Annotated in this window: 12 protein-coding genes; 2 read left to right on the top strand and 10 right to left on the bottom strand. The window is 67.8% G+C overall.

Features of this window, described 5'->3' with window-relative positions; all coding sequences use genetic code 11:
• Window positions 1–157 precede the first annotated feature (157 nt).
• Window positions 158–2,497, top strand: coding sequence for a penicillin acylase family protein (locus J3R73_RS15330; RefSeq protein ID WP_307428421.1), 2,340 nt, complete (start codon window positions 158–160; stop codon window positions 2,495–2,497).
• A 180-nt stretch (window positions 2,498–2,677) separates the two neighbouring features.
• Here the strand turns inward: J3R73_RS15330 and J3R73_RS15325 are convergent, their stop codons facing one another.
• From J3R73_RS15325 to J3R73_RS15285, 9 genes are all read right to left on the bottom strand, one after another.
• The gene (locus tag J3R73_RS15325; protein WP_307428418.1) at window positions 2,678–5,074 is read right to left on the bottom strand and encodes an aldehyde dehydrogenase family protein; all 2,397 of its coding nucleotides are present in this window, start codon (window positions 5,072–5,074) and stop codon (window positions 2,678–2,680) included.
• Window positions 5,075–5,284: 210 nt separating this feature from the next.
• The gene (gene deoC / locus J3R73_RS15320; RefSeq protein WP_307428415.1) at window positions 5,285–6,373 is read right to left on the bottom strand and encodes a deoxyribose-phosphate aldolase; all 1,089 of its coding nucleotides are present in this window, start codon (window positions 6,371–6,373) and stop codon (window positions 5,285–5,287) included.
• On the bottom strand, window positions 6,366–7,364 hold the full coding sequence (locus J3R73_RS15315) for a sugar-binding transcriptional regulator (protein ID WP_307428412.1): 999 nt from the start codon (window positions 7,362–7,364) through the stop codon (window positions 6,366–6,368). The genes deoC and J3R73_RS15315 overlap by 8 nt, the downstream gene beginning before the upstream one ends.
• Window positions 7,361–8,881, bottom strand: a complete 1,521-nt coding sequence (locus J3R73_RS15310; protein WP_307428409.1) for an FGGY-family carbohydrate kinase — start codon at window positions 8,879–8,881, stop codon at window positions 7,361–7,363. Before J3R73_RS15310 ends, J3R73_RS15315 begins: the two co-directional genes overlap by 4 nt.
• 113 nt (window positions 8,882–8,994) lie before the next feature.
• The gene (locus tag J3R73_RS15305) at window positions 8,995–10,011 is read right to left on the bottom strand and encodes a galactitol-1-phosphate 5-dehydrogenase (protein WP_307428405.1); all 1,017 of its coding nucleotides are present in this window, start codon (window positions 10,009–10,011) and stop codon (window positions 8,995–8,997) included.
• A 54-nt stretch (window positions 10,012–10,065) separates the two neighbouring features.
• A complete protein-coding gene (locus J3R73_RS15300) occupies window positions 10,066–11,202 on the bottom strand; it encodes a glycerol dehydrogenase (protein ID WP_307428400.1) in 1,137 nt (378 codons plus the stop codon).
• 180 nt (window positions 11,203–11,382) lie between these two features.
• Window positions 11,383–12,372 carry an ABC transporter permease gene (locus tag J3R73_RS15295; RefSeq protein WP_307428399.1) on the bottom strand — a complete coding sequence of 330 codons (990 nt, stop codon included), beginning with the start codon at window positions 12,370–12,372 and terminating at the stop codon, window positions 11,383–11,385.
• Window positions 12,369–13,907, bottom strand: coding sequence for a sugar ABC transporter ATP-binding protein (locus J3R73_RS15290; RefSeq protein ID WP_307428395.1), 1,539 nt, complete (start codon window positions 13,905–13,907; stop codon window positions 12,369–12,371). The genes J3R73_RS15295 and J3R73_RS15290 overlap by 4 nt, the downstream gene beginning before the upstream one ends.
• A 111-nt stretch (window positions 13,908–14,018) precedes the next feature.
• Window positions 14,019–14,948, bottom strand: coding sequence for a sugar ABC transporter substrate-binding protein (locus J3R73_RS15285; protein WP_370880091.1), 930 nt, complete (start codon window positions 14,946–14,948; stop codon window positions 14,019–14,021).
• A 330-nt stretch (window positions 14,949–15,278) separates the two neighbouring features.
• Here J3R73_RS15285 and J3R73_RS15280 point away from each other — a divergent pair, with 330 nt between their 5' ends.
• A complete protein-coding gene (locus tag J3R73_RS15280) occupies window positions 15,279–15,905 on the top strand; it encodes a glucose-6-phosphate isomerase (RefSeq protein ID WP_307428388.1) in 627 nt (208 codons plus the stop codon).
• Window positions 15,906–15,930: 25 nt separating this feature from the next.
• Here the strand turns inward: J3R73_RS15280 and J3R73_RS15275 are convergent, their stop codons facing one another.
• Window positions 15,931–16,545 carry a TIGR02444 family protein gene (locus J3R73_RS15275; protein ID WP_307428385.1) on the bottom strand — a complete coding sequence of 205 codons (615 nt, stop codon included), beginning with the start codon at window positions 16,543–16,545 and terminating at the stop codon, window positions 15,931–15,933.
• Window positions 16,546–16,705 lie beyond the last annotated feature (160 nt).

Here is a 16,705-nt window from a genome sequence, read left to right as displayed (position 1 = left end):
GCCTCTTCCTCATATCTCGGCGCATAGGGGCGGGGTATCCGCGTTCCCGCGAGCGATCCGTGGATCGATGCCGTCGCGCCGGGAAGGGTGGAGATTTTTATCCGTCCCGGGTCTATCGATTTCCTGAAAGCCATTTTGAAGAGTCGGGGTAGCGAGAATGCAGGTGCAGGAGATGATGGTGCCGGGTTTGTCGGCGCCGGCGGAAATCACCATCGATCGATGGGGCATTTCCCACCTCAAGGCCGAGAACCTGACGGATCTCTTCTTCCTCCAGGGCTACAACGCCGCCCGCGACCGGCTCTGGCAGATCGACCTGTGGCGCAAGCGCGGTCTCGGCCAGCTCGCCGCCGATTTCGGGCCCGGCTATCTCGCCCAGGACAGGGCCTCGCGCCTGTTCCTGTATCGGGGCGACATGCAGGCCGAATGGGCCGCCTACAGCGACGATGCCCATGACATCTGCCGGGCCTTCGCCGCCGGCATCAACGCCTTCATCGACGGGCTCGACGCCCATCCCGAGTGGCTGCCGATCGAATTCAAGCTGATGGGAACCCGGCCCGCCCGATGGGAGGCCGAGGACGTGGTGCGGGTGCGCAGCCACGGCATGATGCGCAACGCGCTTTCCGAGGTCATCCGCGCCAATGTCGTCAGCGCGGCCGGGGAGGGGATCGACCTGCTGCGCCAGCAGCTCGATCCGCCGAAGACGCCGTATCGCGCCGAGGGGATCGATCTCGCCGCGATTCCGTTGGCGGTGTTGGACGTGTTCAAGCTCGCGCTGGCGGCGGTGACCTTCGAGGACGGACGGCTCGCCTCCTCGATCGAGGAGGCGCCCGTCTGGTCCAGGGTCGCCGCGACGGGCGACGTCGTCCGCGATGCCGCGGCGCAGGGCTCGAACAATTGGGTCGTGCATGGCAGCCGGACCGCAAGCGGCCGCCCGATCATGGCCAACGACCCGCACCGGGCCCACGCCGTTCCCTCGCTGCGCTATCTCGTGCATCTCACCGCGCCGGGCCTCGACGTGATCGGCGCCGGCGAACCCTGTCTTCCCGGCATCTGCATCGGCCATAACGGCACCATCGCCTTCGGGCTGACGCTGTTCTTCGGCCCGGACCAGGAAGACGTCTATGTCTATGAGACGTCGCCGGACGATTCCGGCCTCTATCGCTTCGGCGAAGGCTGGGAGGCGATGCGCGTCGTCGAGGAACGCGTCGCGGTCAAGGGCGCCGAAGACCAGGTGCACCGGCTCAAATTCACCCGCCACGGGCCAGTCGTCTACGAGGATCGGGCGCGCCGGCGCGCCTATGCCATCCGCACCGTCTGGTCCGAGCCGGGCACCGCCCCCTATTTCGCCAGCATTGCCTCCATGCGCGCCCGCAATTTCGACGAGTTCCGCACCGCGATGAAGCGCTGGGGCGTGCCGGCGACCAACCAGGTCTATGCCGACACCAGCGGCAATATCGGCTGGCTGCCGGCCGGGTTCAGCCCGGTCAGGCCGAACTGGGACGGCCTGCTTCCCGTGCCGGGTGACGGCCGGTACGAGTGGAACGGCTTCCTCGGCGACCTGCCGGAAGTGCTCAATCCCGAGGCGGGCTATTTCGCCACCGCCAATGAGCCGAACCTGCCGCCGGACTGGCCGCACGACACCAGGCAGGTCGGCTATGAGTGGATCGAGCGCTCGCGCATGAACCGCATCACCGAAGTGTTCGCCGCCGGCGGGCGCCATGACGTCGCCGATTCCTGCGCCTTGCAGACCGACGACCTCTCGCTCCCGGCCCGCCGTCTCGTCGCCCTGGTCGACAGGCTGCGCGCCGAAGGCCGCGTCGGCGAGGCGAAGGCATTGTTCGCCGGATGGGATTTCCGCATCGCCGCCGGCAGTGCGCCCGCCGCGCTTTTCGAGGTGTGGTGGAGCAAGCATCTGAGGACGGGGCTCTTCGCGCTCCTCGTCGAGGACCCCGCCATCCGCGCGCTCCTTCTGCCCGGCGACCCCGAGAGCGTGCTCCTCCTCATCGAGACGCCGGATGCGCGGCTGGGCGAGGATCCGTCGCGCGCCCGCGACGAACTTCTCGCCCGCACGCTCGCCGACGCCTGGGCCGAATGCGCAGGCCTGATGGGCGCAAATCCCTCCCTGTGGCGCTGGGGCAGCCTGCACAAGGGCTATTTCGCCCATGCCATCAGCGCGACGGCGCGTGTCGGCAGCGCGTCCGATCTCGATGTCGGGCCTTTCGAGAAGGGCGGCAGCGATTCGACGCCGATGAACGCCCTCTACCGGACCAGCGATTTCCGGGTGATGCTGGGTGCGTCCGTGCGGGTCGTCGTCGACGTCGGCAGCTGGGACAACAGCGTCTGCATCAATGCACCGGGCCAGTCGGGCGACCCGACCTCTCCGCATTACGGCGATCTCGCCCGCAAATGGGCGGAAGGCGGCTATGTGCCGCTGCTCTACAGTGCGGAACGGATCGAGCAGGCGGCCGAGCGGCGCCTGGCGCTGAAACCGGCCTGACAGGCTTCACGGGACCGCGGCCGATTTCGTCCAATAGCGATGGGATCGGCCGATCAGCATCCTTCTCCCATTCGGGAGAAGCAAAGTTGCGCTATTTCCCGTAGACTTGGCACATGGGGGCGAGGCGTCCGCCTCCGGGATGGTCGGGTGGCGTGCCGGCCCGAGACCGGCACCCCTCCCTCATTCGCCGTAGGGCACCCAGATGTTCTTCACCTGGGTCGCATGGCGCAGATAGTCGGCGCCCTGGGCCTGGACGTCGGCGAGCCAGTCGAGGCTCTTGCCCTGGTTGCTCCACACCGGCTTGAGGTTCCCGGCCGAGCCCTTCTCGGTCGCGGCGCCGCCGCTCTTGGTGCCGTGATACCAGAGGGCGGCGACATCGTCGTGCTCGGCCAGGGTCTTGGCGAGTTCGTCGCGGGCGCCGGTGACGATGTTGACAACGCCGCCGGGAACGTCGGAGGTGTCGAGGATCTGGTAGAAGTCCGTCGCCGCGAGCGGATGGACCGGCGAGGGCACCACCACCACGCGGTTGCCCATGGCGATGGCCGGCATCACCAGCGAGACGAAGGCGAGCAGAGGCGCCTCGTCCGGGCAGAGGATGCCGAGGATGCCGAAGGGCTCGTTCATCGCCAGCGTCACGTGGCGCGACCGGGTCGAATGCACGCGCCCGTCATATTTGTCCGCCTGGGCGGCGTAGAAGAAGATACGCCGGATCGATTTCTCCACCTCGGCCCGCGCCGTTTCCGCGCTGTGGCCGAAGCCCTGCAGGCGCTGCTCGAACTCGCCGGCACGGGAGGCGAGGTTCTCGGCGACATAATAGAGCACCTGCGCCCGGTTGTGCGCGGTGGCGCCGCCCCAGCCGCCCGCCTTGGCCGCTGCCTCCACCGCGTTGCGGATATCCTTGCGGTTGCCGAGGCCGGCCTGGCCGAGGCTCGCCCCGCTCGTGCTCCTGACGGTGTAGCTGTAGCCCGAATCGGGCCGCGCCTGCTTGCCGCCGACATAGAGCTTGGCGGTGCGGTCGATGCTCGGCAGCGCGTTGCCCGTCGGCGCGTCGGCGGGGGCGGCGCTGAGCGGCGCCGCCTTGGCGTCCGCCGCGTCGGCGAGGCCCTTCTCCCACGCCGGCTTGAGATATTCGTAGAGGCCCTCGCGTCCGCCCTCGCGTCCGAAGCCGCTCTCGCGATAGCCGCCGAAGCCGGCCGCCGCGTCGAAGAGGTTGGTGGAGTTGACCCACACCACGCCGGCCTTCATCCGCGCGGCGGTGTCGAGCGCGCGGTTGATGTTTTCCGACCAGATCGACGCGGCGAGGCCGTAGCGCGTGTGGTTGGCGAGCTGTATCGCTTCGTCGGGCGTGCGGAAGGTCATGGCGACGGCAACCGGCCCGAAGATCTCGACCTCCGACACCGTCGAGGACGGTTCGACGTCGATGAAGATCGAGGGCGGGAAGAAATTGCCCTTCGAAGGCAGGTCGCATGGCGACTGCCACAGCGTGCCGCCCTCCGCCTTGCCCTTGGCGACGAGATCGCGGATGCGCTGCAGCTGCACCGGGGCGACGATCGCGCCCATGTCGACGGACTTGTCGAGCGGGTCGCCGACGCGCAGCGTCTCCATGCGGCGCTGCAGCTTGCGCAGGAAGAGATCGGAGACGCCCTCCTGGATCAGCAGGCGCGAGCCGGCGCAGCACACCTGGCCCTGGTTGAACCAGATGGCGTCGACGACGCCTTCCACCGCACCGTCGAGATCGGCATCCTCATAGACAATGAAGGGAGACTTGCCGCCGAGCTCCAGCGACAGCTTCTTGCCGGATCCGGCCGTCGCCTGGCGGATAAGGCGCCCGACTTCCGTCGATCCGGTGAAGGCGATCTTGTCGACGTCGGCATGGGCGACGAGCGCCGCGCCGGTGGCGCCGTCGCCGCAGACGATGTTCACCACGCCTTCGGGCAGGCCGACTTCCCGGCAGATCTCGGCGAAGGCGAGCGCGGTCAGCGGCGTGAACTCGGCCGGCTTGAGCACGACGGTGTTGCCGGCTGCGAGCGCGGGGGCGATCTTCCAGGCCAGCATCAGCAGCGGGAAGTTCCAGGGGATGATCTGGCCGCAGACGCCGACCGGGCCGTAGCCGGCGAACTCGCTGTCGATCAATTCGGCCCAGCCGGCATGGTGATAGAAATGGCGGGCCACCAGCGGGATGTCGATGTCGCGGCTCTCGCGGATCGGCTTGCCGTTGTCCATCGTCTCCAGCACGGAGAGGAAGCGCTCGCGCTTCTGGACATGGCGGGCGATGGCATAGAGGTAGCGCGCCCGCTCATGGCCGGGCAGGGCGGACCAGGCGGGAAACGCCTTGCGCGCCGCCTTCACCGCGGCGTCGACATCCTCCGCGGTGCCCTCGGCCACCTTGGCGAGCAGCGTGTCGCGGGCGGGATTGGTGACGTCGAAGGTGGCCTTGCCGCTGGACCGAACGAAGGCGCCGCCGATGAAGTGACGAAAGCCCTTCTCGTGCTGGGCGAGCCAGGCCGCAACATGGTTCTCGGCTTCCGGGGCAGGACCATAGTCCATGGTTTGCAGGATTTCCTTGACGGTGGGCATGGTGTGTTCCTCCAGAGGGGAGAAGAGGGCGGTGTATCATCCTCCCCTGGAGGGGGAGGGCCGACGCGGAGCGTCGGGGTGGGGCGAACGGCGCGGCATTTTCGGATGCGGACTCCCGAAGAGGCGATCTCTGCGCAAGAAGTCACCCCACTCCGGCCTTGCGGCCGACCCTCCCCCTCAGGGGAGGGTGAAGGCCGCCACGCGCATCCTCTAGGCCATCGCGTGATGGGTGAGCGCCGAATAGCGGCCGGTGACATAGTGCTCGAGCTGGCGCTCGATGTCGGCGAGCAGCGAGCTGGCGCCGATGCGGAAGAGGTCCGGCTCCAGCCACGGGCGGCCGAGCTCCTCCTTCATCAGCGCGAGCCAGGCGAGCGCGTCCTTGGCGGTGCGCAGGCCGCCGGCCGGCTTGAAGCCGATCATCTCGCCGGTGAGATCGCCATAATCGCGCAAAGCGCGGATCATGGTCAGGCTGACGGGAAGCGTGGCGTTGACGTCCTCCTTGCCCGTCGAGGTCTTGATGAAGTCGGCGCCCGCCATCATCGCCACCATGCTGGCCTTGTAGACGTTGCGCAGGGTCTTGAGGTCGCCGGTGCCGAGGATGGCCTTGAGATGCGCCTCGCCGCAGGCCTCGCGCATCGCCTTGACCTCGTCATAGAGGGCATTCCAGTCCTGCGTCAGCACCTGGGCGCGGTTGATGACGATGTCGATCTCTCCGGCGCCCTGGTCGACCGCGTAGCGGATCTCGGCGAGGCGCTGGGGCAGGGGCGTCAGGCCGGCGGGAAAGCCGGTCGCCACGGAGGCGACGGGAATGCCGGAGCCCGCCAGCGCCTTCACCGCGGGCGCGACCATGGTCGGATAGACGCAGACCGCGCCGACCGTGGGCGGCGCGTCGGCGAGGCCGAGCGCCGCGACGATGTCCTCGCGCAGCGGGCGGCGTGCCTTCATGGCGAGGCGATGGACGCGGCCAGGCGTATCGTCGCCGGCCAGCGTCGTCAGGTCGATGCATTGCACCGCCTTGACCAGCCAGGCGGCCTGATATTCCTTCTTCACGGTGCGGCGCCCGCCCAGCGTGCCGGCGCGCCTTTCGGTGGCGGTGAGATTGACCTGCACCGTTTCGAACCATTCCGGACGCAGCGGCGTGCCCTTGTTGCGGGCATGGCCGCCATGGGACACCACCGTCAGCGCCGATCCCGTCGGGGCGCCTGCCGTGGGCACGGCGGCCAGGGCCGGTGTCTTCGCGACCTGCTGCTTGGCAACGGGCGGCTTGGCGGCTTGCGCGCGAGTTTCTGTCTTATCCATGGTGGGCCTCATCCAGGAGGAAGCGTGCGGTCTGCTCGTCGGTGACGAGCACGTTGAGATAGCCGGCCCGGAGGCAGGCGAGGGCGATGGCGTGCTTGGACTTGCCCGCTGCGACCCCGATCGAGAATTTGCGCTCGCGGCAGGAACGCAGATCCATGCCGATCGTGCGGGCGTCGAGGCCGGGGTCGACGATGTTGCCATAGGCGTCGACATAGCGGCTGAGGATGTCGCCGACGGCGCCCCGCGCCTTGAGCGCCGCGGTTTCCGCCTCTGAGACGAAGCCCGATTGCACCAGCACGGAATCCGGACTGATGGTGCCCATGCCGAAGCAGATCACCGGCGCGCGGCGGGCGAGGTCGAGCACGCTGGCGATCGTCGGGTCCTGCTCCAGGGCGACGCGGGTGGCGGCATGGCCGAGAATGGCCGGCACCGGCAGCAGCGTCGCCGTGCCGTTGGCCGAGCGGGCGAACAGTTCGGCGGTGTTGTTGGTGCGGATCGAGGGCGAGCGGATGTTCATGGCGCCGTTGAGCAGCACCACTTCGACGCCCTCGTTCCAGAACGGGGGCAGGCGGTGGGCGACGGCGCTCATCGTCCGCCCCCAGGACACGCCGATCAGCGGCACCTTGCCGAGGCCCGCCAGCATGCGGGCCGCCGCCTGCGCCACGCTCTCGAGCAGGAGGCCTTCGTCCTCCTCCCCGCTATTGGGCACCACCACCGCTTCCTTGAGATTGTAGCGGCGCTGGAGCCTCGCCTCGATGTCGGGGCTGCGCGGGGCGCGGGGAACGATCTCGATGCGCACGATGCCGGCCTCGCGTGCATCGCTGAGCAGCCGGCTCGCCTGCCAGCGCGTCAGATTGAGCTCCTTGGCGAGCTCGCCCATGGTCATGTCGAGCTCGTAATAGCGCTTGGCGACCTGGATCATCAGGAGCTCGCGCTGTTCGCCGGACAGGGTACGGAACTGGACGTCGTGATCGATGCTCTCGACGCTCATGCGCTGGCTCCCCCAAGCTGCCGTGCCGCGAGGCGATGCAGGAGCGGCGTCAGCAGTTCGGTGGCTTCGAGGTAGTCCTGCAGCAGTTCACCATAGCGCATATGGGCACGAAGGTCAGGCTCGATGATCGTCGCCGGCTGGGTGACGGCGTCGGCCGCGGCGAAGAGGTCGGGGAAGATGCCGGCGCCCGCCGCCGCCGAGGCCGCGGCGCCGACGATGGTGAGGTTGGTGCCGCCCAGAAGCTCCATCGGCAGGCCGATGGCATCCACCGTCGCCTTCAGCCACAGCCTGTTCCTGGCATAGCCTCCGGAACTGACGATGCGGTTGCAGGGAATGCCCAGCTCTTTGATGCGCTTGAGGACGTTGGCCGACCCCAGCGCCACGCCCTCGACGGCGGAGCGGTAGAGATCGGCCCGGCTGTGGCTGAGCGAGAGGCCGAGGATGGTGCCGCGCAGCAGCGGGTCGCGGTAGGGCGTACGGTTGCCCATGAAATAGTCGAGCGTGAGCAGGCCCGTGCCGCCGACCGGCAGGGCTTCGGCCTCCTCCCACAACGCAGTGAGCCCGGCCCGGTCGAGATCGAACATGTCCTTCGACGTCCAGGAAAGCACCGAGCCCGCCGAGACCTGCCCGGCTTCGACGAGGAAGTAATCGTCCACCAGCGCATGCGGGTAGGGGCCCCAGAAGCCAGTGACGGGGGCCTCGGCGGCGAGCTGGAACAATTGCACCACGGAGGTGCCGCCGATCATCAGATGCTCGCCCGGCCGCAGCGTGCCGGCGCCGACGATGCCGATATGCGCGTCGATGCCGCCCTGCGCCAGCATCGGCCGGTTGGCGAGGCCGAGATGCTCGGCCGCCGCGGCGCTGAGCGGGGCGATCGGCGCCCCCACCGCCTTGATGTCGTGCGGCAGCTTGCCGGCGAGGCCGGGCACGCCGAACTCGGCGAAGAGGTCCTCGTGGAAGCATCGGCGGACGGAATCATAGTTCCATTTGCAGGTCGCGTTCATGCGCGAGCCGACCCACAAGCCCGTCAGCTTGAAATTGATGTAGTCGAGGCATTCGCAGATGATGTCGGCCTCGGCATAGACCGAGGGTTCGTGCCGCGACAGCCACATCGCCTTGGGCACCAGCCATTCGGCCGCGTCGCCGCCGCCGGCATAGGCCAGCACCGGATGGTCGGAGCGGGCGGTGGCGGCCGCCTCCTCGGCGGCGCGGCAGTCCATCCACAGCAGGGCCGGGCGCAGCGGCGTGCCGTCCCGCCGGCAGGCGACGACGGTGGAGGCGGTGGTGGCGGCGCAGATGCCGTCGATCTCAGGCGAGCCGAGGTCCCGCATGAGGCCTCGCGTCGCCTCGCCCAGAGCCGTCCACCAGTCCTGCGGCGACTGCTCGGCCCAGCCGGGCCGCGGGTGGCGGGTGGGATATTGGACTTCCCGTTCGCCGAGCATGGCGCGGCTGTCGAGGTCGAAGACCCCGACCCTGATGCCGCCCGTGCCGAAATCGAGGCCGAGAAGACGCGCCATATCGGTTTTCCTGGGAGCGCGGACAGGCTGTCCGCATCTTTGTGTGCTTGCAGGGCGGGGAAGCGGACAGGCGACATGGCAGGCCATGCGCCCGGAGATCCGCGCTCCCGATCCTACGGCCTGAACATCACCTTGGAGAAGAAGTCGTTCTTGCGGCGGAAGGTCTCGAACATGCCCGGCAGCGCCTCCAGCTCCAGTTCATGCGTGATCATGAACTCCCATTTCAGGGCGCCGGAGGCGAGGGCTTCGAGCGCCACCGTCCATTGCTTGCCGGGGAAGGGAGCGCCGAAGGAATTCCAGGCGCCATGCAGCGAAACCTCCTGGCGGAGGAAGTGCTGGAAGGTCTTGTTCTCCAGCGTGACGTCGCCGACCGGGATGCCGATGAACACGACATGGCCGCCGGGGCCGGCGAGCTTGGCCGCGAGGTTGATCGAGGACGGATGGCCGGCGGCCTCGACGATGAGGTCGCAGGTGAGGCCGGCCGGCACCTCGTCCGTCACCAGGAAGGTCTGGGTCGCGCCCGCCTCGCGCGCCTGGTCGAGTTTCTGCTGCGAGACGTCGACGGCGACGACCTCGGTGCAGCCCATCAGCTTCATCCACTGGATGGCGAACAGGCCGATCGGCCCGCAGCCGATGACGCCGCCGCGCTGGCCCATGGTGGGCGGCGCCTTCCAGACGGCGTGCAGGGCGATGGATGCCGGGTCGGTCATCGCCACGGCGCGCGGATCGGCGCCTTCCGGCGCCTTGAGCAGGTTGCCGACCGGCACCGCCACGAATTCGGTGTAGGCACCGTCGCGCCGGCTGCCGAAATAGTCATAGTTGCGGCAGCGCGAGAAATTGCCCGTCGCGCACTGGTCGCAGACCCGGCACGGGATCAGCGGCGCGACGCCGACGAGTTCGCCCTTCTCGAAGCCGGTGACGCCCTCGCCGATCTCGGTGATGTGGCCGGAGAACTCGTGGCCGCAGATGATCGGCATGCGATGCGCGCCCTTGACGAGCATGCGCGGCAGGTCGGAGCCGCACACGCCCACGGCCGCCACGCGCAGCAGGACCTCGCCGGTCGCGGCGCTGGGCTTGGGAACGTCCTCCAACCGGATGTCACCGGGCGAATACATTACGGCTGCACGCATTGTCGTCATCCTTGGATCAGCAGAAGCGCGGCCCGCCCCAGACGGGCCGCCAGGTCAGTTCGCGGTGTCGAGCGAAGAGGTGAAGGCGTCGAGGGCGAGGATCGCGTCGCGCACGATCTCGACCGAGAGCGGCACGGCGACGCGCCAGGTCGTCGCGCCCTCGCGCAGGGCCGAGCGGGCGACCCGTTCGATGTCGTCGGCGGTCGCCCGTCCCAGCTTGAGGTCGGCGAGGGTGGTCGGCAGGCCGACCGAGCGGCAGAAGCGGGTCGTGGCCTCGATCTCGGCCAGCGGCCGGCCCTCCAGCATCAGCAGGCAGAGCACGCCGAAGGCGACCTTCTCGCCGTGGAAGAAGCCGTGGGTTTCTTCCAGCACGGTCAGTCCGTCATGGATGCCGTGCGCCGCCGATACCCCGCAATTCTCGAAGCCGAGGCCGCTGAGCAGCGTATTGGCCTCGATGATGTTCTCGACCGCCGGCGTCAGCAGGCCCTTCTCGACGGCGATCTTGGCCGCGAGCGCATCGCGCATCAGCACGTCGTGGCAGGCCTTCGCGATGGCGATGCCGGCCCGCGGGGCGGGAAAGCCTCCGGCGACGAAATTGCCGGCATGCGATTCCAGGTTGGAGCGCGCTTCGAACCAGGTGGAAAGGGCATCGCCGATGCCGGCGACCAGGAAGCGCGCCGGCGCCTTGGCGATCAGCGCGCTGTCGACGATGACGACGTCGGGGTTACGCGAGAGACGGAAGGCCTCGTTGAAGATGCCCTCCGGCGTATAGGTCACCGCGATGGCGCTGGTGGGCGCATCGGTGGAGGCGATGGTCGGCACGATGGCGATGCGCGCATCGTTGGCGATCGCCGCGAGCTTGGCGGTATCGATCGTCTTGCCGCCGCCGATGCCGGCCACGACATCGGCTCCCTCCGCCTTCACCAGGGCGGTGACGCGGTCGATTTCCTCACGGCAGCATTCGCCGTTGAATTTCTCCATGGCGACGGCGAGGCCGCTGCCGTCGAGGGAGGCCAGGATCGACGCTCCCATGCGGTCGAAGACGAAGCCGTCGACGAGCAGGAACACCTTGCGGCCGAGGCTGGAGAGGTGCGAGCCGAGCCGGTCGATCTCGCCGGCGCGCTGGATATATTTGCCGGGACCGCCGAAGGCGCGTCCGGACGCCGAGCGCGAACCCTGAATTTCCGCCATGGTCGGGTCTTTCCTGGTCTGCGGCACCTCTTCCGGTGCCCGATATTTCACAAATGTGAAATATGATCATTTATGTGAAAATATAGGCAAGCTGCCATCGGCTGTCAACGCGACAGACGGCGGAGCTCGATCGTCACGTATCGGGACACGCCGCTCAGGGGCGGCGTGCCGGGCTCCGGGTCAGCGCTTCAGCGTGCCCGTCGCATATTGCAGCAGCATCGCGACCATGATGATCAGGCCGGTATAGAGCTGCTGGCTGTAACCGGGCACGCCGGCGAGATTCATGATGTTGGCGATGATGCCCATCACCAGCGTGCCGAGCAGCGTGTTGATGACGTCGCCGCGGCCGCCCATGAGGCTGGCGCCGCCGATGACGACGGCGGCGATGACGTTGAGCTCCATGCCGACGCCGACCTGGGCGGAGCCGATGGTGGTCCGGCTGGCGGAGATGATGCCGGCGACGCCGGCCAGCGCGCCGGAGATCACGTAGACGGAGAGGATGTAGCGCGGCACCGCGATGCCGGAGAGGCGCACCGCCTCCTCGTTCGAGCCGATGGCGGTGATGATGCGGCCGAAGCGCGTGAAGGTGAGGACGATGCCGCCGACGATGAACACGGCGAACATCAGGATCACCGGCTGCGGCATGCCGAGCCAGTAGCCCGAGCCGAAGCTGGCGAGCGCGGCGCCCTCGTCGCCGATGGAGATGGGCCGTCCCTCCGAGATCATGAAGGACAGCGAGCGGGCGATCGCCATCATGGCGAGCGACATGACGAAGGAGGGCAGGCGCATATAGGCGACGAAGAAGCCCGTCACCAGGCCGCAGGCGGCGCCCGAAAGGACGACGAGGACGAGGCTGACAGGCAGGCTGTAGCCGAGATTGGTGATGAAATAGGCGGTCAGCACGCAGCCCAGCGCCAGGATGGAGCCGACCGACAGGTCGATGCCCCGCGTCAGGATGACGAAGAGCATGCCGACGGCCATGATGCCGGCGCCCGAGGCGACCTGGCGCAGGACGTTGAGGATGTTGGTCGTCGTCAGGAAGCTGTCCGACCACAGGCTTGCAACCACGACCAGCACCAGGAAGATGCCGAGCGTGGCGAAACGCTGCACGATTTCGCCGAAATCAGATCCGCGCTTCTTGTCGCCGCGGTTATCGCTGAGTGCCGTCATTCTTTTTCACCGCTTTGGGTCGCCAGGCCTCCCGCGAGGCCGTCGGTCGTCTGGGAGCTTCGTGTCATCGCCAGCGAGAGAAGGTTCTCCTCGCTGTAGCGATCGGGGCTCAGCTCGCCGCGAATCTCGCCTTCGCCCATGACCAGCACGCGGTCGCACAGTCCGAAGAGTTCCTGATGCTCCGAGGAGATCACCAGCACGGCCTTGCCCGATTCCGCCAGCCGGTTGACCAGGCTGTAGATTTCCGTTTTCGCGCCGACATCGACGCCGCGCGTCGGCTCGTCCAGGATGATGATGTCGCCGTCGGCATGAAACCATTTGGCGAGCACGATCTTCTGCTGGTTGCCGCCCGAGAGGCTGGAGACGGGCGCATCGACGCTCGAGGCCTTGAGCCGCAGGCTCCTGCCGAGTTCGGTCACCACGCGCCGCTCCAGTCCCTGGCGCAGGAAGCCGAGCACGTTCACCACCGAGGAGAGCCGCGCCATGGTGGCGTTCACCCGGATGGGCTTGTCGAGGATCACGCCCTGGTGCTTGCGGTCCTCGGGCACGAGCCCGATGCCGGCCGCCACCGCGTCGCGGGGCGAGCGGAAATGCACGGGCTTGCCCCGCAGCTTGACGGTGCCGCTGTCGAGGCGGTCCGCCCCGAAGATCAGGCGTGCCACCTCGGTGCGGCCCGAGCCGACCAGGCCGCCGAGGCCGACGATCTCGCCGGCCTTCACCGAAAGGCTGACATTCCTCACCTTCCGCCCGGCATTGAGGCCGGAGACGCCGAGGAGCTCCTCGCCGATCCGGCGGGCGCCCTTTTCGGGGAAGAGCGCCGCAAGCGGGCGCCCGACCATCATGCGGATGACGTCGTCGATGGTGACGTCGCCGGTGGCGACGGTGCCGACGAGCTGGCCGTCCTTCATCACCGTCATCCGGTCCGAGATGCGGAAGACCTCCTCGAGCCGATGGGAGATATAGACGATGCCGACGTTCCGGGCGCGCAGGGCGGCGATCACCTTGTGGAGCCGCTCGGCATCCTGGGCCGAGAGCACGGCCGTCGGCTCGTCGAAGATGATGATCTTGACCTCGCGCGACAGCGCCTTGGCGATCTCGACCACCTGCTGGTGCGCCACCGCGAGATTGCCGACCCGCTGGGCGGGATCGATGTCGAAGCCGAGACTGCGGATCAGTTCGCCCGCCCGCTTCTTCAGGCCCGGGCCGGCGAACACGCCGGGCAGCTCGCCGAGGAAGATGTTTTCGGCGACGGACAGGTCGGGAGCGAGCGCCAGTTCCTGGTGGATGACGGCGATGCCGAGCGAGCGGGCGAGCCTGGGATCGCGGAAGTCCACGAGCTGGCCGGCGATCCAAACCTCGCCGCTGCTCGGGTGGGTCTCGCCGCCGAGCACGCGCATCAGCGTCGACTTGCCCGCGCCGTTCTCGCCGAGGAGCGCGTGGACCTCGCCGCTCTGGACGTCGAAATCGACCCCCTTCAGCGCGTGGACGCCGCCGAAGGACTTGGTGATGGCCGTTAGCCTCGCGAGTTCAGACATTCACACCCTCGCGCGATAAGACAAGAGGCGGCGGGCCGATATCCCGCCGCCGGTGTTCTTGCTGGTCGTTGTTCTTGCAGGTCGTCGTTGCGGATCAGCTCCGAGCCGGGCTCAGAACACGGCGTCCTTGCGGTAGTACTTGTCGACGTTCTCCTGCGTGATCACCGCGGGCGTCGTCAGCTCCAGCTTGGGGAAGTCGGCCGGGAGCGTGCCTTCCAGGGCCTTCACGCCGATATCGACCGCCGTGCGGGCGACGAGGTCGGGATCGTTGAGACCGGTGGCGCCGTATTTGCCTTCCTTGATCAGGGCGAGCGCTTCCTTCTGGCCGTCGGCCGCGGCGAGAACCAGCACGTCGGACTTGCCGGCGGCCTGCAGGGCCTTCATGCCGCCCAGCGCCATCGAATCATTCTCGGCGAGCAGCACGTTGACGTCCGGATGGGCCTGCAGCAGGTCCTCGGCGGCCTTCAGGCCGTCTTCCGTCGCCCAGTTGCCCCAGCCCTGGCCGAGCACTTCGAAGCCGGCCTTGCCGTCGTTGACGAGCTGGCCTTCCACGAGGCCCTTGAAGACGCCGAGGCGGCGGTCACGGCCGACTTCGTTGCCCTGCGAGCCGGAGAGCAGGATGATCTTGATCGGCTTGCCCTGCATCTTCTTGGCGAGCCACTGGCCGACCAGGAAGCCGTTCTGGTCGTTCGACGAGCGGACCTGGGTGATGACGTTGGCCTTGGTGTTGATGCTGGAATCCATCACCACGACCTTGACGCCGGCCGCGGTGGCGGCATTGGCGGCGGCGACGAGGCCTTCCGGGTCGCGCGGATTGAGAATGAGCAGCTTGACGCCCTTGGCAACCATGTCCTCCACGTCGGAGATCTGCTTGCCCATGTCGTTCTGGCCGTCGGAGGTGGTGACTTCGCAGCCCTTCTTCTTGCCCTCGTCGATGGCGGCAGCCTGCTGGGCGGCGAAATAGGGGGCGCTGAGCGTGTACATCGCCACGCCGATCTTGCAGTCGGCGGCCTGCGACGAGGCCGTGTGCGCCAGGCTCATCGTGCCGGCCAGCAGGGCCGTGGCGACGGCGCTGGCCGTAAGGGTTTTCTTCATGCTTCTCTCCTCCTGAGTCAATCCGGCAGGGCGTTTCTCCGAAGCCCATTCTTGTAGCTTAAGTACATTACCGTGAGCCGGTCAAGCGGTGCTTTCTCCAAAAATTTGAGAGCGGATCACATTAGTGAAATGCTGCGCTGCAATATTGCGCCTCTCCCCGCAGTTTTGACCAAAAACTTTCCGCTGGTCTTGTGTCGCGACGGTGAGAAATGTAGTGTGACTACATAATTGGCGATGCCTTCGCCTGTCTCCATTGCCTTTGAGAGGTTGGTCGAAATGCCTATGCGCGAACCGGGTATTTGCGTGGTGGACGTTGCAAAGGGCGAATTGCGCGGCGCCACGAACCGTTACACCAAGACTTTGGGGGATCTCGCCGGCCTCTATGAGGACGAAGAGGCCTACCGGGCCTTGCTTGCCGAGATGGGCGACAAGGTCGTCTACGAGGTGACGGACTACAAACCGTCCGCCGACGCCGGCGACATGATCATCGGCGTCACCCGCATGCTGCCGGGCAAGGTCGGCCGGGAGTTCTTCCTGACCCGGGGCCATATCCATGCGAACCCCAACCGCCCGGAGATGTATTACGGCGAGAGCGGGCACGGCCTCATGCTGCTGGAATCGCCGGCCGGCGATATCCGCACCGTCGAGATCGGCCCGCGCAGCCTGTGCTACGTGCCGCCCTACTGGATCCACCGTTCCGTCAATGTCGGCCCGACCGAACTGGTGATGACCTTCGCCTATCCCGCCGATTCCGGGCAGGACTACGACATCATCGCCAAGGCCGGCGGCATGCGCAGCCGCATCGTCGATGACGGCCGCGGCAGCTGGGTGGCGGTCGACAACGAGAGCTATCGTTTCCGCCCGGCCGAACTGGTGGAAAGCATTTTCGCCAAGGCCCGGTGAGCGGCGCGCGGATCGCCTCCCTGCGTCACGGCACCGTCGGCCGATCGCCGCCGGCCTGCCGGATGGCCCGGCGCAGCACCTCCAGGGCTTCGGCGATCGCCGGCGCCTGAAGGGCCGCGGCATCCGGTGCGAAATGGCGTGCGACGGCAGCGGGTACCGTTTCGGCAGCGGGCGCGCCGTCATCGGGCCGGGGCTGCGTCCGGTCGAGCCAGGCGGACAGCAGGGCGATCTCGATCTGTTCGGATCGCAGTTCCGCGGCCTTGATCTCGCTCCGCAGCCCGTCCGTCAGCGGCGACGGCGCGGGGTCCGGACCGGATTTGAGCTGGAGGCGCAGCCGCCGCAGGGCGTGCACGACGCCCGTCCGCCAGTCGCGGACGAGGGCGTCGGCCGCGGCGAGGTCCCTCGGCCCGAGCGCCGCGCCATGCCGGATCTGTGCAAAGACGGCGAGGAGCAGGATGTTGACGTCGACCCCGAGCCCGTCCTGCAGCGCGAGGCAGGCGGGGGCAACGCCCTCGCGGCCGTAGAAGTCGAGCGCGAAGTGCCACAGCCGATTGTCCAGCGATATTTCGCGCGAATCGGTCGAGCCCGCCTGCCGGTCGTCGCCACCCATCGATACGCCCTTCCATCCGTCCGGCATCATGCGGACGATCCTTTGAATCGCGAACGCCGCACATTTCGGGGCGGCACGGCTTGTGCCTGCGCTTCGGTCATTCCGTGGTCAAGACCGAAAACAAGGCGAGAAAGGCTGCCCGCCGGCGCGCCCGCATGAGGGCGGAGCGTCGCCGGCAGCGCGTCGGGGA

The sequence above is a fragment of the Labrys monachus genome (genome assembly GCF_030814655.1).
Lineage (GTDB): Bacteria > Pseudomonadota > Alphaproteobacteria > Rhizobiales > Labraceae > Labrys > Labrys monacha.
The sequence above is the reverse complement of the archived record's forward strand: the minus strand, read 5'-3'. Positions and strand labels throughout refer to the sequence as shown.